We start from the raw sequence: 18,064 nt of genomic DNA on the forward strand, positions 1-18,064 counted from the left end.
TATATGCACAGGCTGTGTACGGGGTGTGTACGCCCTGTGACTCGCTTTTTTCGCCGGAAAGGGCCCGATGACCCGCTACATTCTCCGCCGCCTGCTCTCGGCCGTTCCGGTCCTTCTGGGCATCTCGGTGATCGTCTTCGCGATCATGGCGATGATCCCCGGCGACCCGGCCACGGCGATCCTCGGCAGCTATGCGACGCCCGAGAACGTCGCCGCCCTGAACGAGGATCTGGGCCTCGATAAGCCCTTGGTGCAGCAGTATTTCATCTGGCTGGGCAACATGCTGCAGGGCGATTTCGGACGCTCCTTCGCGCTGAACCGCCCCGTGCTGGACGAGGTGCTGGAACGCTTCAACGCCACGCTGGTTCTGGCCGGCACCAGCTTCGTCTTCTGCTCCGTGCTCGGGATCATGGCGGGCGTGGTCTCGGCGGCCAATCAATACGGCGCAGCGGACAAGGCCATCACCTTCGTCGTCCTGCTAGGTATCTCTATTCCTTCGTTTTTTCTGGGAATGATGATGATCCTGACCTTCGCGGTGAACCTGCGATGGTTCCCCGCCTCGGGCATGTGGCCCATCTATGGCGACCGCGATATCTGGGCGCTTCTGGATCACCTCGTCATGCCCGCTTTCGCCCTGTCGGTCGTCGCCACCGGCGTCATCGCGCGCCTCTCACGTTCCGCCATGCTGGAGGTCCTGCGGCAGGATTTCATCCGCACCGCGCGGGCAAAAGGCGTTCCGGAACGGGGGGTTATCTGGCGCCATGCGCTGCGCGCGGCCATGGTGTCGATCATCCCCGTCCTCGGCATCCAGGCAGGTTTCGTCCTGTCCGGCGCGGTCTATATCGAGGTCGTGTTCCAATGGCCGGGGATCGGGCGAATGCTGGTGGACGCGATCCTGCGGCGTGACATCCTGCTGGTGCAGGGCGGCGTGGTCATCGTCGCGGCCTGCTACGTCTTCTTCAACATCGTCGTCGATGTCGCCCAAAGCCTGCTCGATCCGAGGATCAAGACATGAGGGCGTTTCTGGGCCTTCTCGCGCGCAACCGTCTTGCGCTGGCCGGGCTGATCGTCATGGCGCTCGTGGTGTTCTTCGCCCTGATCACGCCGCTCCTGCCGCTGCCCGACCCGGATGTCACGAACACCTCCAACCGCTTCGTGCCGCCCTTTTCCGAAGGGGCTTTGCTGGGAACCGACCACCTCGGGCGCGACCTGCTCAGCCGGTTGATGTGGGGCACGCGCCTGTCGCTCGCCGTTGGTTTCGCCGCGGCGCTGATCGCGGCCACGATCGGCGCGGCCATCGGCATCATCGCGGGCTATTACGGCGGGCGCACCGACAACATCATCATGCGCGGTGTCGATATGCTGATGGCGTTTCCCTACATCCTGCTCGCCTTGGCCATCGTCGCGGCCCTTGGGCCGGGCCTGCTGAACGCGCTGATCGCGGTGGCCGCCGTCAACATCCCGTTCTTCGCGCGCAACATCCGGGGCATCACGGTGAGCATCGCGAACAAGGAATTCGTCGATGCCGCGCGGCTGTCGGGCATGTCGGACGCGCGCATTATCTTGACCGAGATCCTGCCCAACGTCATTCCGGTCATCGTGATCGCCATGTCCACGACCGTTGGCTGGATGATCCTTGAAACCGCAGGCCTGAGCTTTCTCGGCCTCGGCTCGCAGCCGCCGCAGGCCGATCTCGGCTCCATGCTGGGCGAGGCGCGCTCGGCGCTGATCACCAACCCGCATACCTCCATCGTGCCGGGGATGATGATCCTTGTCATCGTGATGGCGATCAACCTGCTGGGGGACGGCGTGCGCGACGCGCTGGACCCGCGCCTGAAATCCGGCGCGCTGAACCGCCCGCTGCCGGCCACGCTGGTGGCCCGCGACCGCAAGCCGGTCGAGCCGAAGCGCGAGGGCATCCTGACGCTGACCGACCTGGAGACACAGTTTCACGTAAAGGACCGCGTCTATCGCGCAGTGGGGGGCGTCACGCTTGGCGTGCGCCCCGGCGAATGCCTTGGCATCATCGGCGAAAGCGGCTCGGGCAAATCGGTCACGGCGCTGTCGGTGATGGGGCTGGTCGCCTCGCCGCCGGGCATCGTCACCGGCGGCTCGGTGCATCTGGAGGGAGAGGACCTGATCGGCGCACCCTACCGCCGCTTGCGTACGCTCAGGGGGCGCAAGGTCGCCTATATCTTCCAGGACCCGCTGGCCACGCTGCACCCGCTTTACCGGATCGGCGACCAGTTGATCGAGGCGATTTCCGCGCATCGCGCCATCAGCGGGGCCGAGGGGCGCGCCAAGGCCATCGAGTTGCTGGAGGCGGTGCGCATCCCCAACGCCGCCAGCCGGATCGACAATTACCCGCACGAGCTGTCCGGGGGCATGCGCCAGCGGGTCGGCATTGCCATGGCGCTGGCCAACGACCCCGAGGTCATCATTGCCGATGAACCCACCACAGCGCTGGACGTGACCGTGCAGGCGCAGATCCTGTCGCTGCTGGACGATCTGCGGCGTGAACGGGGGCTGGCCATCGTCTTCATTACCCATGATTTCGGCGTGGTCGGGCAACTCTGCGACCGGGTCGCCGTCATGTATGCCGGCCGCATCGTGGAGGAGGGGCCGACGCGCGACATCCTCGATGCGCCGCGCCACCCTTACACCGCGCGCCTCATGGCCTGCGTGCCCGAACTGGGCGGCGGGCGCCGGCGGTTGGAGGCGATCCCCGGCCTGCCGCCTGCCGTGAACGACCTGCCGCCGGGCTGCGCCTTTGCCGAGCGCTGCAATCGCGTGCAGCCGGACTGCCGCAAGGGCGACATCGCCCTGGAGCCAAGCGGACCCCGCGCCGTGCGGTGCCTGAATCCCGTGCCAGAACAGGAGGCCGCCGAATGACCGCCGCCCTGCGTCTCGAAGACCTGTCCAAGACCTTTTCGCTGGGGCGCAGGCTTTTCGGCCCCGAACGGCCGGGCGTGCGGGCCGTGCACCCGATCTCGCTGGAGGTCGCGCCGGGGGAAACGCTTGGGATCGTGGGCGAAAGCGGATGTGGCAAGTCCACGCTGGCGCGGATGCTGGTGGGGCTGTCGGAGCCCACGACCGGCACGATCGAGATCGAGGGTGCGGCGCTCGACAATGCCGACCCGGCGGTCTTCGGCAAGCGCATCCAGTACGTGTTTCAAGACCCGATCAGCAGCCTGAATCCCCGCAAGACCATCCGTCAGATCATGGACGCGCCCCTGAAACTGTTGCACGGGATGGACCGGGCGGCGCGGGCCAAGCGGATTTCCGAGATCTTCGACATGGTCAGCCTGCGCGAGGACTTCCTCGACCGCTACCCGCACGAGTTTTCGGGCGGGCAAGCGCAGCGGATCGGCATCGCGCGGGCGCTGGCCGCCGAGGCGCGGATCCTGATCCTCGATGAGCCCGTCTCGGCGCTGGATGTCTCGGTGCAGGCGCAGGTGCTGAACCTGCTGGCCGATCTCAAGGCCGACCTGGGGCTCACCTACCTGTTCATCTCGCACGACCTTGCGGTGGTCGAGGCCGTGTCGGATCGCATCGCGGTGCTGTATTTCGGATCGCTGGTGGAACTGGGCCGGGCCGAGGACGTGTTCCGCGCCCCGCGCCATCCCTATACGAAGCTGCTGGCCGATAGCGCGCCGGTCGTGGGGCGTCCGCTGACCGCGCCCGAGGCCAGGGAAATCGAACTGCCCGACCCGCTGAACCCGCCGACGGGCTGTGCGTTCCGTGCGCGCTGTCCCTATGCCACCGAGCGCTGCGCCAAGGAGGTGCCGCGCCTGGAAACCGGCGGCGCGGGGCAGGCGGCGGCCTGTTTTCACCCGTTGAACGGTGACTGATCGAAGTTTTCGATTGAAAAATGGCCAATCGATTGCACTGTCGGGTGCATGATCAACAAGCTTGAAATGTTCATCGCCGTCGCCCGGGAGGGGCATTTCGGCCGCGCGGCCGAAAGCCTCGGCATAACGCAGCCCACGCTCTCTACGGGGATCAAGCAGCTCGAGGCGATGCTGGGCGTCCAGCTGATCTTTCGTGGCCATCGCTACGGCGGGTTGACGCCCGAGGGGCAACGCGCCTTGGTCTGGGCGCGCCAACTGGTCGGCGATGCCCGCGCCTTCCGCGAGGAAATGCGCGCCGCGCGGCACGGGCTTGCCGGGCATGTGCGCCTTGCCGTGATCCCGACCGCCCTGACATGGGCGGCGGCCTTGTCGGCGCGATTTTCAAAGGCGCATCCGAACCTGCGCTTCACGATCCTGTCGCGCACCTCCGCCGAGATCCTGTCTATGCTGGAAAACCTCGAGATCGACGCGGGGCTTTCCTATCTCGACAACGAACCATTGGGCCGGGTCACCACCGTGCCGATCTATACCGAGCGCTACACGCTGGTCTGTCGCGCGGATCACCCGCTGGCCGATCGGGACAGCGTCGGCTGGTCGGACCTCGCCGGGTGCCGCTTGTGCCTTCTGACGCCCGACATGCAGAACCGGCGCATCATCAACCAGAACTTCATGGAGGCCTGCGTCACCCCCGAGGCGCAGGTCGAAAGCAATTCCACCGTCGTTCTGGTGGCCCATGTGGGGCAGGGGGACTGGGTGACGATCCTGCCCGCCGAGATGGCGCGCTTCCTCGCCGAGGGCACGGATTTGCGAATCCTGCCCCTCGACCGGCAGCGCGCCGACCACGCTGTCGGGCTGGTCGCCCCCTTCCGTGAACCGCACACACCGGTCACCGAGGCGCTGCTGAAAGAGGCCGAAAAGCTCGCTAGGACGGGGGAAACGGTCGTCTTTGCGCCCTGAGGCGTCGTCTGCGTTTCATTCAAAATCTCTATCGCATGACGAAATTGCGATATTGAAAAGGCATCAATTTCGGTGGACTTTTGTATGCGAAAGACGACCGGAGCCACGCATGCCTGCCAGCCAGACCGTTTCGCCCGCAGGGGTGGAGGAGATCATCGCGCGACACCTGCACCGCGAGGGGCCGATGCTGCCCATTCTGCACGACCTTCAGGATCACTTCGGCTGCATCCCGGCCGAGGCGCGCCCGGCCATCGCGGCGGCGCTGAATATCACGCAGGCCGAAGTGCATGGCGTCATCAGCTTTTACCATGACTTCCGCGAGGAACCCGCCGGGCGACACGTGCTGAAGATCTGCCGCTCCGAGGCTTGCCAGTCCATGGGCGGCAGCGCGCTTGGCGAGGCGGTGCTGACCCTTTTGGGCCTGGGCTGGGGCGAAACCTCTGCCGATGGGCGCATCACGGTCGAGCCGGTCTATTGCCTCGGGCTTTGCGCCTGTGCGCCCGCGGCGATGGTGAACGGCAAGCTCAAGGGCCGCGCCGAGGCCAAGGCGCTGGTGGCGGAGGTGTCGGCATGAAGCTCTACCTGTCACGCGATGCCGCCGCCAAGGCACTCGGTTCTGAAGAGGTCGCCGAAGCGATCCTCTCCGAGGCTGCCACGCGCGGGATAGAGGTTTCGCTGACCCGTACCGGCTCGCGTGGCATGACCTGGCTGGAGCCGCTCCTGGAGGTCGAGCGCGACGGGGTGCGTCACGGCTACGGCCCCATGACGCCCGAGATGGTGCCGGCCCTTTTCGATGGCGCACTGGACGGGCTTGGCCCCGTCGAAGAGATCCCGTTTTTCGCCCGCCAGAACCGCCTGACCTTTGCCCGCGTGGGTTTGATCGACCCGCTGTCGCTGGCCGAATACGAAGCGCATGGCGGTTTGAGCGGGTTGCGCCGGGCGCTTGGCATGCGCGCGGAACACATCATCGACGAGGTCAAGGAAAGCGGGCTTCGCGGACGCGGCGGCGCCGGGTTCCCGACTGGGATCAAGTGGGACACCGTGCGCCTCGCCCCGGTGGAGCGCAAATACATCGTCTGCAACGCCGACGAGGGCGACAGCGGCACCTTCGCCGACCGCATGCTGATGGAGGGCGATCCCCTCAGCCTGATCGAGGGCATGGTGATCGCGGGCCTCGGGACCGGGGCCACGCAGGGCTATGTCTATATCCGCTCGGAATACCCCGATGCGATTGCGGTGATGCAAGAGGCCATCGACATCGCCCGCGCCAATGGCGTGCTGGGCGACGTGATGGGCTCGGGCCGCCGCTTCGACATGGAGGTGCGCGTGGGGGCGGGCGCCTATGTCTGCGGCGAGGAAACCTCGCTGCTCAACAGCCTTGAGGGCAAGCGCGGCGTTGTCCGGGCCAAGCCGCCACTGCCCGCGCTGGAGGGGTTCCTCGGGCGGCCAACGGTGGTCAACAACGTGTTGTCGCTGGCCACGATCCCCGTGATCTTCGAGAAAGGTGCCGCGCATTACGCAGGGTTCGGGCTGGGACGCTCCAAGGGGACCATGCCGATCCAGATCGCCGGCAATGTCGCGCGTGGCGGGCTGTTCGAGACCGCCTTCGGCATGCCGCTTGGTGAGTTGGTCGAGGATGTCGCGGGCGGGACCGCCACGGGCCGCCCGGTCAAGGCGGTGCAGGTGGGCGGGCCGCTCGGGGCCTATTTCGCGCCCGCGCAGTTCGACACGCCCTTCGGCTACGAGGAGTTCGACGGGGCAGGCGGGCTGATCGGCCATGCCGGGATCGTCGTGTTCGACGACAGCGCCGACATGCTGGGGCTGGCCCGCTTCGCGATGGAATTCTGCGCGGTGGAAAGCTGCGGGAAATGCACGCCCTGCCGGATCGGCGCGGTGCGGGGCGTCGAAACGCTGGACCGCGTGGCGCAGGGCGATGCGTCGGCCGTGCCGCTGCTGGTGGACCTGTGCGAGACCATGAAGGACGGCTCGCTCTGCGCGCTCGGGGGCTTCACGCCTTACCCGGTGCTGAGTGCGCTGCGCCTCTTCCCCGACGAGTTCGCCGCGCAGCAGGAGGCGGCGGAATGAGCGGCCCGGTGGAGGGAGCGTTTTCCTCGATGAAAACGGGCGCAAAAGCCGGCTTTTGCGAGCCGGGAAACGCGCGTTTTCCGGCCCCTGGCAATTCGGCCACCCAGAATGGGAGAGGGATATGAAGGATTTCATCATTCCGTGGGATGACGACCGCGACCTTGGCACGCCTGCCAAAACCGGCGCGCCGGTCACGCTGAGTGTGGACGGTGTCGAGGTGACGGTGCCCGCGGGTACCTCGGTCATGCGCGCCGCGGCCCTGGCCGGGATCGGGGTTCCCAAGCTCTGCGCGACGGATAGCCTTGAGGCGTTCGGCTCCTGCCGGTTGTGCGTGGTCGAGATCGAGGGGCGTCGCGGCACGCCGGCCTCCTGCACTACGCCTGTGGCCCCCGGCATGGTCGTGCGCACCCAGTCGGAGAAGGTGAAGAAGATCCGGCGCGGGGTGATGGAGCTTTATATCTCCGACCATCCGCTGGATTGCCTGACCTGCGCGGCCAACGGAGATTGCGAGTTGCAGGACATGGCCGGGGTCGTGGGCCTGCGCGACGTGCGCTACGAGGCGCCCGAGAACGCGGCCCTCGCCAACCACGTGACCCCGCGCAACACCAGCGGAGAGGCCAACCCGCTGTGGCAGGCCAAGGACGAAAGTAACCCGTATTTCACCTATGACCCGTCGAAATGCATCGTCTGCAATCGCTGTGTGCGCGCCTGCGAAGAGGTGCAGGGCACCTTCGCGCTGACAATCGAAGGGCGCGGCTTTGACAGCCGGGTCAAGGCGGGCGGATCGCTGGACGATTTCCTGTCGTCGGACTGCGTCAGCTGCGGCGCCTGCGTGCAGGCCTGCCCGACCGCGACATTGCAGGAAAAAAGCGTGATCGAGTTGGGCACGCCCGAACGCTCGGTCATCACCACCTGCGCCTATTGCGGGGTGGGCTGTTCCTTCAAGGCCGAGCTTAACGGCGACGAATTGGTGCGCATGGTCCCGCACAAGCATGGCGAGGCCAATCGTGGCCATTCCTGCGTGAAGGGGCGTTTTGCCTGGGGTTATGCCAGCCATCCCGACCGCATCCTGCACCCGATGATCCGCGACTCGATCGACGAGCCGTGGCGCGAGGTCAGCTGGGAGGAGGCGATCGGCTTTGCCGCGGCCCGCCTGCGCGGCTTGCAGGAAAAGCATGGCCGCAAATCCATCGGGGTCATCACCTCGTCGCGCTGCACGAACGAGGAAACCTTCCTCGTCCAGAAACTGGCGCGCGGCGTGTTCCTGAACAACAACACCGACACCTGCGCGCGGGTCTGCCATTCGCCCACCGGCTATGGGCTGGGCCAGGCCTTCGGCACCAGCGCGGGCACGCAGAATTTCGACAGCGTGGAGCACTCCGACGTCGTGCTGGTGATCGGCGCAAATCCGACCGATGGGCACCCCGTCTTCGGCTCGCGCCTGAAAAAGCGGCTGCGGCAGGGCGCCAAGCTGATCGTGATCGACCCGCGCCGCATCGACCTGGTGAAGACGCCCCATGTCGAGGCGGCGCATCACCTTGCCCTGCGGCCCGGCACGAATGTCGCCGTGGTGACCGCCATGGCCCATGTGATCGTGACCGAGGGGCTATACGACGAGGCCTTCATCCGAGAACGCTGCGACTGGGACGAGTTCCAGGAGTATGCCGCCTTCGTCTCGGACCCGCGCCATGCGCCCGAGGCGGTCGAGGCGCTGACCGGCGTTCCGGCGGAGGAGCTGCGCGCCACGGCCCGCACCTTTGCCACGGGGGGCAACGGGGCAATCTATTACGGCCTCGGCGTGACCGAGCATAGCCAAGGCTCCACCACCGTGATGGGGATCGCCAACCTTGCGATGCTGACGGGCAATATCGGTCGCGAGGGCGTTGGCGTGAACCCGCTGCGCGGGCAGAACAACGTGCAAGGCTCCTGCGACATGGGCAGCTTTCCGCATGAATTGCCCGGCTACAGGCACGTCAAGAACGCCGATGTTCGCGCGATCTTCGAAGCGGCCTGGGGCGTCGAGATCGACCCCGAGCCGGGCCTGCGGATCAACAACATGCTCGATGCGGCGACCTCGGGGCAGTTCAAGGGGCTGTATTGCCAGGGCGAGGACATCCTGCAATCGGACCCCGACACGCGCCATGTCGCCGCTGGTCTGGCCGCGATGGAGTGTGTGATCGTCCATGACCTGTTCCTGAACGAGACGGCGAATTACGCGCATGTGTTCCTGCCCGGGTCGACCTTCCTCGAAAAGGACGGGACCTTCACCAATGCCGAACGCCGGATCAACCGTGTGCGCCGGGTGATGGCGCCCAGGAACGGCTATGCCGATTGGGAGATCACGCAGCTTCTGGCCAATGCCATGGGCGCGGGGTGGAGCTATGCGCATCCTTCGGAAATCATGGCGGAAATCGCCGCGACCACCCCCGGTTTCGCGAACGTCAACTACGAGATGCTGGAGGAACGCGGCTCGGTCCAATGGCCCTGCAACGACGACACCCCCGATGGCTCGCCCATCATGCATGTCGACGGTTTCGTGCGCGGCAAGGGGCGGTTCATGATCACGGAATACGTCGCGACCGAGGAGCGCACAGGCCCGCGTTTCCCGCTGTTGCTGACCACGGGCCGCATCCTGTCGCAATACAACGTGGGCGCACAGACAAGGCGGACGGACAACACCGTCTGGCACGAGGAGGACGTGTTGGAGATCCATCCCCACGACGCCGAAACCCGCGGCATCACCGAGGGCGATTGGGTCAAGCTTGCCAGCCGCTCAGGCGAAACCAGCCTGCGCGCGACATTGACCGACCGGGTCAGCCCCGGCGTCGTCTACACGACCTTCCACCACCCCGGAACGCAGGCCAATGTCATCACGACCGATTTCTCGGACTGGGCCACGAACTGCCCGGAATACAAGGTGACGGCGGTGCAGGTCAGCCCGTCGAACGGCCCGACCGCATGGCAGGAAGACTATGAAGACCGCGCGCGGCGCGCCCGCCGCGTGTTGCCGGCGGCGGAGTGAGGATGAGCGCGACCTCCCATAGCGCGCGCGGCTTGGCGCTTGGCCCCGACGGGGCGCGCGAGGTGGCGCGCACCTTGCCCGAGGAGATGCCCGTCGCGATCACCGTCAACGGCTCCACGCAGGCGGTGATGATGGCCACCCCCGCCGATCTTGAGGAGTTCGCGACCGGCTTTGCCCTGACCGAAGGCATCGCGCGCCCCGACCAGATCGAGCGCATCGAGGTCATCGACCTGGAGCAGGGGATCGAGGCGCGGCTTTGGGTGGCGGACGAGATTGCCGAGGCCCTTGGCGCGCGGCGTCGGGCGATGCTGGGGCCTGTGGGCTGTGGCCTGTGCGGGATCGACAGCCTCGAGCAGGCCTTGCGCGCGCTGCCGCCTGTGGGCGAGGGCGCGCGTTTCGAGATGGCCGAGATCGCCGCCGCCACCGACCTGTTGCGCGATCATCAGCCGCTGCATGACCGCACCCATGCGGTTCATGCCGCGGGTTTTTTGCAGCCGGGGCAGGGGGTGGTGATGGCGCGCGAGGATGTGGGCCGCCACAACGCGCTGGACAAGCTGATCGGGGCGCTGTTGCGTGCGGGCCACGACCCGGCGAGCGGCGCCATTCTGCTGACCAGCCGTGTCTCCGTCGAGATGGTGCAAAAGACCGTTCTTGCGGGATGTGCGACGCTCGTCGCCGTCTCGGCCCCCACCGCCCATGCGCTGCGCCTTGCCGAGGGCGCGGGGCTGACGCTGGCCGCCTTCGCCCGTCGCGGCGCGGTCGAGATCTATGCAAACCCAACCCGTATCCGCAGGAGGGACACCGATGTCGCCTGACAAGCTCGTTCGCATGGCGAACCAGATCGCCACCTTCTTCCATTCCCAGCCGGGCCAGGACCAGGCCGAGCGGGTGGCGGGTCACCTCAAGGATTTCTGGGGGCCCGAAATGCGCGAGGAACTGAAGGTCTACGCGCAAAAAGGCCATGACAAGGACCTCGACGTGCTGGTGCGCCGCGCGTTGCCGATGATCTGACGGCTCAGAGCGTTTCGCGGTCGACCACCGGCACCCCGTCGCTGATCGCGTCGCTGGGATGGGTGATGATGGCCTCGCCTGCCTCCAACCCGCCGATGACCTGCGCCATGCGTGTGCCGCGCTGGCCGATCTCGATGATCCGCTCGCGGGCGATGCCATCCTCGACCACGAAGACCGCCCAATCCTCGCCGCGTCGGAACAGTGCGCCGAGGGGCACCTGAAGGGCCGCGTCCGCCTCCCACTCCACGATCCGCAGGAAGACCGAGAAGCCATGACCAAGGCCCGCCCGCGCCTCGGGCGGCGAGGCGAGGTCGAAGATCGCATCCACGCGCTGTTCCTCGATCCCAAGCGCCGAGACGCGGGTTTCGGCCGCCGGTTCGATCCGCGTCAGCACCGCGTCGAGATCGACGTCGCCGCCCCAACGCTGCACGATGGCGCGCGTGCCCGGCCCGATGCGCACGGCGTCGGAGGACAGCAGGTCTGCCACGATTTCCAGGTCGCCCGGATCGCCGATGGTCAGAAGCGGCGCGCCGGCCGTCACCGGATGTTCGCTGATCGTCGAGACGGACAGGACGACCCCGTCGGCCGGGGCAAGAAGGTCCACGCAGCAGTCGTTAGTCTGAGCCTCACCGGTTTCCGGGCCCACAAGGGCGGCTTCCGCGCGTTCCAGCGTGCCCTCGGCCATGGTGATGCGCGACCGGGCCGCGGCCACGGCGGCCTGCGCGACGGCAAGTTGCTGGGTGGCCGTTTCCAGTTGCGTCAGGCTGGTGACACCGCGTTCGACAAGGGCCTGCGTGCGGTCGAATTGCATCCGTGCGAAGGCCTCTTCCTCCTCGGCACGGGTCAGGTCCGAGCGCGCAACATCCAGGGCCGCCGCCGCCTCGTCCACCGCCGCCTCCGCCTGCGCCCGGGATCGCGCATCGAGAAGCGACGGGCTGATCGGTTCCACCCGCGCCACGACGGTGTCGCCCTGCACCACGAGGTCACCCACCGCCACCGGGGCGCGCCGCGCCGTCCCGGTGATGGGAGAGGCGACCTCGAAGATGTCGCGGATCCGCGTCTGCCCGTCGGCGTCGATGGTCACGGTCAGGGGCGCGCTTTCGACCTGGTGAAGATCGACGGCCACAGGCTCGGTCCGCGTGGCAACGTAGAAAAGCCCGCCGAGGGCTGCGGCGATCACGCCCATGGTCAGGATCGTCCGGGCATTCCAATGCATCGCGTCACTCCCGCGTTTTCATGACGGCCACCAGGTCCATGCGGTCGATCCGCTGCCGCACCACGAGGACCGAGGCGAGGCAGGCGAAAAGAACCACGAGACTGGCATAGGCGAAACTGTCGGCCTCGAGCACCAGGGGGATGCCGTAAAGGTCCGAGGTGAAAGCGTTCGACATGGCCCGCGCGATCCATGCCCCCAAAAGCCAGCCGACGGGCTGGGCGATCACGGCAAGCAGCATGATCTCGCCCACGAGGATGGCCGAAACCTCGCCGCGGGTGAAGCCCAGGATGCGCAGGCTGGCCAGTTCCCGCGCGCGCTCCGACATCTGGATGCGCGCCGCGTTATAGGCCACGCCCACCGTGATCAGGATGGCGATCGTGGCATAGACCCCGTTCACGATGGCCACGTTCTCGTTGATCGTGTCCATGAAGCCGCGCCGCGTGTCGGTCATCATGATGAGGCCCGACAAGGCCGGCAGGTCCTGCAGGCGCGCATGCAACGCGTCAAGCTGCGCCTCGTCGACGATCAGGTTGGCCACGTTCATGCGCGGCGACTGGCGGAAGGTCTCGTCGAGGAAGCCGGCATCGACATAGGCGCCGAGGCCGAAATACTGCTCCACCAGCCCGGTCACCAGCATCTCGTGCGTTTCGCGCCGCCCGGTCAGGAATTCCACCTCGACCGTGTCGCCCACCGCAAGCTCGAGATGTCCGGCCAGCCGTTCGGCTAGGAGGATGCCGCCCGGCGGCGCGATGATCGGCTGGCCGTCCGCCCCGATCACCCGGCTCAGGCTCGCGTCAGGATGGCGCGCCTCCAGCGAGACGGTCTTTTCACGCGGGCCGTTGCGCAGAACGGCGGCGTGGAACTGCTGCGGCTCGGCCTGCAACACGCCGGGCAGGCGCTCCACCTCGGCAAGGGCAGTTTCCGGCAGGTCATTGGTGAACAGCACCATCGCGTCCTGCCGGTTCGCCTGGTAGAAGGCGAGGTCCATGATCTCGTCAAGCGCGTCATACATGAAGCTCGACGCCACGATGGATGACACCGCGCATGCCAGCCCAAGGGCCGTCAGGGCCGACCGCACCGGCCAGCGGATCATGCTGCGCAGCACCATGATGGTGCCTTGGCTCAGCCGCATCCCCCGCATGAGCCCATCGAAGGCCGAGCGTCGGAACCTCGGCGGGGCCGGGGGCTGCATCGCGATGGCAGGGGCAAGGCGCGAGGCGGCCAGCGCCGCCCGGACCGCCCCCAAAAGCGTCGTGACCAACGCCACCAGCCCCGACATGGCATAGACCCAGGCCGGCACCCGGAACAGCAGGTAGGGGAAGTCGAAGAACCGCGCGTATTGCAGCGCCATGCCGCGCGCCATCAGCGTGCCCGCGCCCCAGCCGATCGCAATGCCGAACAGCGCGATCAACCCGGCCAGCATCATGTAATGGGCCAAGACCTCCAAATCGGAATAGCCCAACGCCTTCAATAGCCCGATCTCCGATCGCTCCAACGCCACGATCCGGCTCATCACCATGCCGACAAGGAAAGCCGAGATCGCGAAGAAGATCGGCGGCACCACCATCGCCATGCCGCGCAGCTGGTCGATCTCGGCCGAAACGAAACTGTCCGATTGCTGGCGGTCGCGCCCATAGGCGCCCAGCCCGCCATAGGGTTCCAGCAGCGTGTCCAGCCGGTCGAGCACCTCGGCCTCGCGCGCGTCGGCCCCCAGCCGCAGCGACACCGCGTTGAACGCGCCGGCCATGTCGAAGGCTGCGGCGACGGCCTGTTCCGTCATCCAGATGATGCCGAACCCCTCGTTGTCCGGCATCAGCGCGCCGGGCCCGATAGTGTAGATGAACTCGGGGCTGAGGACCGTGCCCGTGATCGTCAGGTCCCGCGCCTGCCCGTTGATGTTCGCGGTGAAGCCGTCGCCGATCTCGAAGCCGTTGGCCTCGGCGAAGGCCTCGGTCACCATCACCTCGTCGGGGCGTTCGACGCGCGGCGGCACGCCCGAGCGCAGCAGCGGCACGTTCAGCAGCGGGTCGTCCCCCTCGGGCCAGGACAGGATGCGCCCGGTTGCCGTTTCCGTGCGCCCGGGCAGGTCGAGGATGGCCGCCCCGGTGACCCGCGCCTCGGCCGTGACGACGCCGGGGATGGCCATGATCTCGGGCAGGAGGCTCTGCGGGGCGCGCCGCGCCTCGACGAACACATCGGCAAAGCGGTTGCGTTCGTAATAGGCGTCGCGCGTGTCGGTCAGCGCGCTGTGCATCCCGAAGGCCGTCAGCAGGATCGCCACGCCGCAGGCCAGGACCATCGCGATCGCCAGCGCCTGTAGCCAGAGGCGCCTGAAATCCCGCAGCAGTTTCTTGTCGAGCGCCTGCATCCCGCTCACCACGCGATCTCGTGCGGGGCGAGGCGGGTCTCGTTCACCTCCAGCCCGGCGATCTTGCCATCGGCAAAGCGGATCACCCGATGCGCCATCTTCCGGATCATCGCGTTATGGGTGATGACCACGGTTGATGTGTCGAATTGGTCGTTGATGGTCTTGAGCACCTCCAGCACCTGCACCCCGGTCTTGCTGTCCAGCGCGCCGGTCGGCTCGTCGCAGAGCAGCACCTCGGGCCTCTTGGCGATGGCGCGGGCTATGGCGACGCGCTGCTGCTCGCCGCCCGACATCTCGGCCGGGAAATGGTCCAGCCGGTGCCCGAGGCCGACAAGGTCCAGCGCCTCGGCCGCCGGCATCGGGTTCGGCGCAACGTCGGTGACAAGTTGCACGTTCTCTCGCGCGCTCAGCGAGGGCACGAGATTGTAGAACTGAAAGACAAAGCCCACGTGATCGCGCCGGTAGCGGGTCAGCGCCCGATCGCCCAGGTCGGTCAATTCCAGATCGCGGAACCAGACCCGGCCCGAACTCGCATGATCCAGCCCGCCGAGGATATTCAGAAGCGTGGATTTCCCCGACCCCGACGGCCCCAGCAGAACCGCCAATTCGCCCGCGAAGAGTTCCAGGTCCACGCCCGCAAGCGCGTGCACCTTCACCTCGCCGGTGTCATAGGTCTTGGTGATCGCTTCGGTGCGAAAAACCGTCTCGGGCATGGGGCGGCTCCTGTGGGGCCAGACATCGCATGCACTGTGCCATGCCGACTTGACCTGTCTCAAGATTTGCATGACCGCAGCGCAAAGCCGCAACGTCACCCCATCTTTATCCCGAAAAATATGCCGGGGGAGCCGCCGGAGGCGGCGGGGGCAGAGCCCCCCAACGCGGGCGCAGCCCGCGCGGGGCGACGGGCCGAAGGCCCGGCGCAACCCCTCAGCGCTTCTTGATCGGCACGCCGTAAAGCTCGAGCTTGTGGCCCTTGAGCCGGTACCCCAGCTTCTCCGCGATCTTTTCCTGAAGCGCCTCGATCTCGGGGTCCACGAACTCGATCACCTCGCCGGAATTCATGTCGATCAGGTGGTCGTGGTGGTCGCGCTCGGCATCTTCGTAGCGGGCGCGGCCGTCGCCGAATTCCAGTCGGTCGATGATGCCCGACTCCTCGAACAGCTTGACCGTGCGGTAGACCGTGGCGATCGAGATGCGCGGGTCGCGGGCCGTGGCCCGGGCATAAAGCTCCTCGACATCGGGGTGGTCCGAGGACGACTCCAGCACCTGCGCGATCACGCGGCGTTGCTCGGTCATGCGCAGGCCCTTGGCCTCGCAGCGCGCTTCGATCGTATCGGTCATCGGCCCCGTGTCTCGTCCGCCGCCCGGAACCGAATCCGGGCGGCGCAAAGGATTATGGGATTTGGCCGTGGGAGGGAACCCCGCGCGGGGTGTCAGCCCTTGCGATAGGGCCGTCCCTGTCCCGGCGTCCCCTGCATGGTCTTGCCATGGACCGGACCGCCGCGCGTGGCCGACCCCTTGGCATAGCTGTCTCGCACGGGGGGCGGGCCCGCCTTGCCCCATGTCTCGGTGCCGTAGTCGCGCGCCATGCGCTGGCCGACGGTGCCGCGCGCCTTCTGGTCCACGCCCAGTTCCTCGGCCAGCTCCTCGGCGAAGCGGCGCTCGGCCATGCTGTCGAGATCGATCGCGCTCATCGCGGCGGCGAAGACCTGGGCGCGCAGGCCGGGATGGTTGGGCACGTCGCGGGCGAAATCGCGCACGTCGATGCGGCGATCAAGTTCTTCCTCGACGAAGCGACGCTCCTGCCGGTCGAGGTCGCCGAGGCGTGACAAGAGCCGCTCGCGTTCCGCCCCGTCGATGCGCCCATCGGCCTTGGCGGCCATGATCATGGCCCTGATCATCAGCGCGGCCATTTCTTCTTCCGCCTCGGTCGGCGGGTCGGAAGGTTCGCGCCCCGTGCGCAGCGACTCGTTCAGGCGCCGTCCGAAGGCATTCTCGCGCCCGCGCTCGCGCCCGCCGCCCAAGAGGCTCCCAAGCGCGCCGCCCGCGGCGCCGCCGGTCAGAAGACCGCCGGCGAGGCCGCCAAGACCCCCAAGCGCGCCGGAGCCGCCCAGTTGGTCCATCAGCCCGCCAAGCCCGCCATCGCGGCGCGACCCGCCGCCCAGAAGCTCGCCCAGACCGCCGGTGTCGTCCCGGTCGTAGCGGCGCATGCTGTCGAGCAGGCCCTCCTCCTCGTCGTCGCGATCCCGGTCGGCGCGGTTCATCAGCGCGCCAGCGCCTCGCGCCGCGGCGACGCCCACGGCCACCGAGGCCAATGTTCGCAATAAACTCATCGAAAAATCTCCCCGCCAGAATGAATAAGGTGGGTCGAGCATGGCACCCGTTGGGTCGATTGACCAAGGGGAAACCGGCGGCGCGGGGTGCAACGGACCGGAAGGAACGGGCGGATCGCCTTGACAGGCGGTCGTCCCGGGCGCAGGTCAGGGCACCATCAGGATCGAGAGGCCCCCATGCCCCGCAAATCGCGCATCGACGCCTTCGGGGCGGTTTCCCTGACAGGGTTCGCAGCACTCCTGGCCTTCAATCAGGTCGTCATCAAGGTCACGAATGACGGGCTGCAGCCGATCTTCTTCGCGGGGCTGCGGTCGCTCTTCGGAGCGCTGTGCATCTATCTCTGGATCAGGGCGCGGGGCCTTTCTGCGCGGATCGCGCCCGGGACGGTGCCCGCGGGGCTGCTGATCGGGGCGCTTTTCGCGGTGGAGTTCATCTGCCTGTTCCTTGCGCTCGACTACACGACGGTGACGCGCGTCTCGGTCATTTTCTACACGATGCCGATCTGGCTGGCCCTGGCCGGGCATGTCCTGATCGAGGGCGAGCGGCTGACCATGATGAAATCGGCCGGGCTTGCGCTGGCCTTTCTCGGCGTCAGCGTGGCCATCGTCAGCCGCAGTGGCGGGGACGGGGAGGCGTCGCTTCTGGGCGATCTGCTGGCGCTGGCCGCCGCGATGGGGTGGGCCGGGATCGCGCTCTGCGCCCGCGCGACCAAGCTCAAGGAGGTGCGGCCCGAGATGCAGCTTCTGTGGCAGTTGACCGTCTCCGCCCCGATCCTGCTGGCGCTCGCCCCGCTTTACGGCCCGCTTTTGCGCGATCCGCAGGCGATCCATTGGGCCGGTCTCGCCTTTCAGGTGGTGGTGATCGTGTCGGCGGGGTTCCTGTTCTGGCTGTGGCTGTTGTCGATCTACCCGGCGGCGTCGGTCGCGGCGTTCTCGTTCCTGTCGCCGATCTTCGGCGTGGCGCTCGGCTGGGCGCTGCTGGACGAAGCGGTAGGGTGGGAGATCGGCGTGGCGCTTGTGCTGGTCTCGGCGGGCCTGATCCTGGTCAACCGGCCGACGCGCACAGCCAGGTAGGGGTTGCGCCGACTGCGTCGTCGCCGGGGGCAGAAAATTCGGGAATTTTCTGCGGCCTGTGGCCGAGGTCGCACCAGGCACCCGAACGGATGGGTGTCGGTGACGCCGTCGGCAGGCATATTTGCAGGATAAAGATCGGAGCTTTTC

The 18,064-nt window shown here is 67.2% G+C and carries 15 protein-coding genes; 10 read left to right on the top strand and 5 right to left on the bottom strand.

The features are described from left to right. The first annotated feature begins 67 nt into the window (after positions 1–67). The 9 genes from ABD923_RS04395 to ABD923_RS04435 all read left to right on the top strand — a co-directional run bounded on the left by ABD923_RS04395 (position 68) and on the right by ABD923_RS04435 (position 10,926). The gene (locus tag ABD923_RS04395; RefSeq protein WP_259546461.1) at positions 68–1,015 is read left to right on the top strand and encodes an ABC transporter permease; all 948 of its coding nucleotides are present in this window, start codon (positions 68–70) and stop codon (positions 1,013–1,015) included. Continuing rightward, positions 1,012–2,892, top strand: coding sequence for a dipeptide/oligopeptide/nickel ABC transporter permease/ATP-binding protein (locus ABD923_RS04400; RefSeq protein ID WP_259546460.1), 1,881 nt, complete (start codon positions 1,012–1,014; stop codon positions 2,890–2,892). The genes ABD923_RS04395 and ABD923_RS04400 overlap by 4 nt, the downstream gene beginning before the upstream one ends. After that, the gene (locus tag ABD923_RS04405) at positions 2,889–3,851 is read left to right on the top strand and encodes an ABC transporter ATP-binding protein (RefSeq protein WP_259546459.1); all 963 of its coding nucleotides are present in this window, start codon (positions 2,889–2,891) and stop codon (positions 3,849–3,851) included. Before ABD923_RS04400 ends, ABD923_RS04405 begins: the two co-directional genes overlap by 4 nt. A gap of 48 nt (positions 3,852–3,899) precedes the next feature. After that, a complete protein-coding gene (locus ABD923_RS04410) occupies positions 3,900–4,808 on the top strand; it encodes a LysR family transcriptional regulator (RefSeq protein ID WP_259546458.1) in 909 nt (302 codons plus the stop codon). A gap of 109 nt (positions 4,809–4,917) precedes the next feature. Next, positions 4,918–5,382 carry a formate dehydrogenase subunit gamma gene (locus ABD923_RS04415; protein WP_259546457.1) on the top strand — a complete coding sequence of 155 codons (465 nt, stop codon included), beginning with the start codon at positions 4,918–4,920 and terminating at the stop codon, positions 5,380–5,382. Beyond that, positions 5,379–6,893 carry a formate dehydrogenase beta subunit gene (locus ABD923_RS04420; RefSeq protein ID WP_259546455.1) on the top strand — a complete coding sequence of 505 codons (1,515 nt, stop codon included), beginning with the start codon at positions 5,379–5,381 and terminating at the stop codon, positions 6,891–6,893. Before ABD923_RS04415 ends, ABD923_RS04420 begins: the two co-directional genes overlap by 4 nt. A gap of 121 nt (positions 6,894–7,014) precedes the next feature. After that, on the top strand, positions 7,015–9,915 hold the full coding sequence (gene fdhF, locus ABD923_RS04425; protein ID WP_259546454.1) for a formate dehydrogenase subunit alpha: 2,901 nt from the start codon (positions 7,015–7,017) through the stop codon (positions 9,913–9,915). A 2-nt stretch (positions 9,916–9,917) separates the two neighbouring features. Next, positions 9,918–10,730: a formate dehydrogenase accessory sulfurtransferase FdhD gene (fdhD, locus tag ABD923_RS04430; protein ID WP_259546453.1), complete on the top strand. Its 813-nt coding sequence runs from the start codon at positions 9,918–9,920 to the stop codon at positions 10,728–10,730. Further along, complete coding sequence (locus ABD923_RS04435; RefSeq protein WP_222187943.1) at positions 10,720–10,926, top strand: formate dehydrogenase subunit delta; 207 nt, start codon at positions 10,720–10,722, stop codon at positions 10,924–10,926. The genes fdhD and ABD923_RS04435 overlap by 11 nt, the downstream gene beginning before the upstream one ends. A 4-nt stretch (positions 10,927–10,930) precedes the next feature. Here the strand turns inward: ABD923_RS04435 and ABD923_RS04440 are convergent, their stop codons facing one another. The 5 genes from ABD923_RS04440 to ABD923_RS04460 form a co-directional block, all read right to left on the bottom strand. Next, positions 10,931–12,142: an efflux RND transporter periplasmic adaptor subunit gene (locus ABD923_RS04440; RefSeq protein ID WP_259546452.1), complete on the bottom strand. Its 1,212-nt coding sequence runs from the start codon at positions 12,140–12,142 to the stop codon at positions 10,931–10,933. Positions 12,143–12,146: 4 nt separating this feature from the next. Then, the gene (locus tag ABD923_RS04445) at positions 12,147–14,510 is read right to left on the bottom strand and encodes an ABC transporter permease (RefSeq protein ID WP_259547420.1); all 2,364 of its coding nucleotides are present in this window, start codon (positions 14,508–14,510) and stop codon (positions 12,147–12,149) included. Positions 14,511–14,515: 5 nt separating this feature from the next. Then, entirely contained in the window at positions 14,516–15,223 is a 708-nt protein-coding gene (locus tag ABD923_RS04450) for an ABC transporter ATP-binding protein (RefSeq protein WP_259546451.1), read from the bottom strand. A gap of 214 nt (positions 15,224–15,437) precedes the next feature. Further along, positions 15,438–15,851, bottom strand: a complete 414-nt coding sequence (locus ABD923_RS04455) for a Fur family transcriptional regulator (RefSeq protein WP_222187935.1) — start codon at positions 15,849–15,851, stop codon at positions 15,438–15,440. Positions 15,852–15,943: 92 nt separating this feature from the next. Next, positions 15,944–16,843 carry a tellurite resistance TerB family protein gene (locus ABD923_RS04460; protein WP_259546449.1) on the bottom strand — a complete coding sequence of 300 codons (900 nt, stop codon included), beginning with the start codon at positions 16,841–16,843 and terminating at the stop codon, positions 15,944–15,946. 177 nt (positions 16,844–17,020) lie between these two features. On the opposite strand from ABD923_RS04460, the gene ABD923_RS04465 reads away from it, so the two are divergent. Beyond that, the gene (locus ABD923_RS04465; protein ID WP_259546447.1) at positions 17,021–17,917 is read left to right on the top strand and encodes a DMT family transporter; all 897 of its coding nucleotides are present in this window, start codon (positions 17,021–17,023) and stop codon (positions 17,915–17,917) included. The last annotated feature ends 147 nt before the right edge of the window (positions 17,918–18,064 follow it).

The sequence above is a fragment of the [Roseibacterium] beibuensis genome, from assembly GCF_039542305.1.
GTDB lineage: Bacteria > Pseudomonadota > Alphaproteobacteria > Rhodobacterales > Rhodobacteraceae > Roseibacterium > Roseibacterium beibuensis.

Bases quoted from the DNA above. Each gene is read 5' to 3' on its own strand.
- fdhF (WP_259546454.1), top strand. From the start codon at position 7,015: ATGAAGGATTTCATCATTCCGTGGGATGACGACCGCGACCTTGGCACG.
- ABD923_RS04415 (WP_259546457.1), top strand. From the start codon at position 4,918: ATGCCTGCCAGCCAGACCGTTTCGCCCGCAGGGGTGGAGGAGATCATC.
- ABD923_RS04460 (WP_259546449.1), bottom strand. From the start codon at position 16,843: ATGAGTTTATTGCGAACATTGGCCTCGGTGGCCGTGGGCGTCGCCGCG.
- ABD923_RS04405 (WP_259546459.1), top strand. From the start codon at position 2,889: ATGACCGCCGCCCTGCGTCTCGAAGACCTGTCCAAGACCTTTTCGCTG.
- ABD923_RS04400 (WP_259546460.1), top strand. From the start codon at position 1,012: ATGAGGGCGTTTCTGGGCCTTCTCGCGCGCAACCGTCTTGCGCTGGCC.
- ABD923_RS04450 (WP_259546451.1), bottom strand. From the start codon at position 15,223: ATGCCCGAGACGGTTTTTCGCACCGAAGCGATCACCAAGACCTATGAC.
- ABD923_RS04410 (WP_259546458.1), top strand. From the start codon at position 3,900: ATGATCAACAAGCTTGAAATGTTCATCGCCGTCGCCCGGGAGGGGCAT.
- ABD923_RS04465 (WP_259546447.1), top strand. From the start codon at position 17,021: ATGCCCCGCAAATCGCGCATCGACGCCTTCGGGGCGGTTTCCCTGACA.
- ABD923_RS04440 (WP_259546452.1), bottom strand. From the start codon at position 12,142: ATGCATTGGAATGCCCGGACGATCCTGACCATGGGCGTGATCGCCGCA.
- ABD923_RS04455 (WP_222187935.1), bottom strand. From the start codon at position 15,851: ATGACCGATACGATCGAAGCGCGCTGCGAGGCCAAGGGCCTGCGCATG.
- ABD923_RS04395 (WP_259546461.1), top strand. From the start codon at position 68: ATGACCCGCTACATTCTCCGCCGCCTGCTCTCGGCCGTTCCGGTCCTT.
- fdhD (WP_259546453.1), top strand. From the start codon at position 9,918: ATGAGCGCGACCTCCCATAGCGCGCGCGGCTTGGCGCTTGGCCCCGAC.
- ABD923_RS04420 (WP_259546455.1), top strand. From the start codon at position 5,379: ATGAAGCTCTACCTGTCACGCGATGCCGCCGCCAAGGCACTCGGTTCT.
- ABD923_RS04435 (WP_222187943.1), top strand. From the start codon at position 10,720: ATGTCGCCTGACAAGCTCGTTCGCATGGCGAACCAGATCGCCACCTTC.
- ABD923_RS04445 (WP_259547420.1), bottom strand. From the start codon at position 14,510: ATGCAGGCGCTCGACAAGAAACTGCTGCGGGATTTCAGGCGCCTCTGG.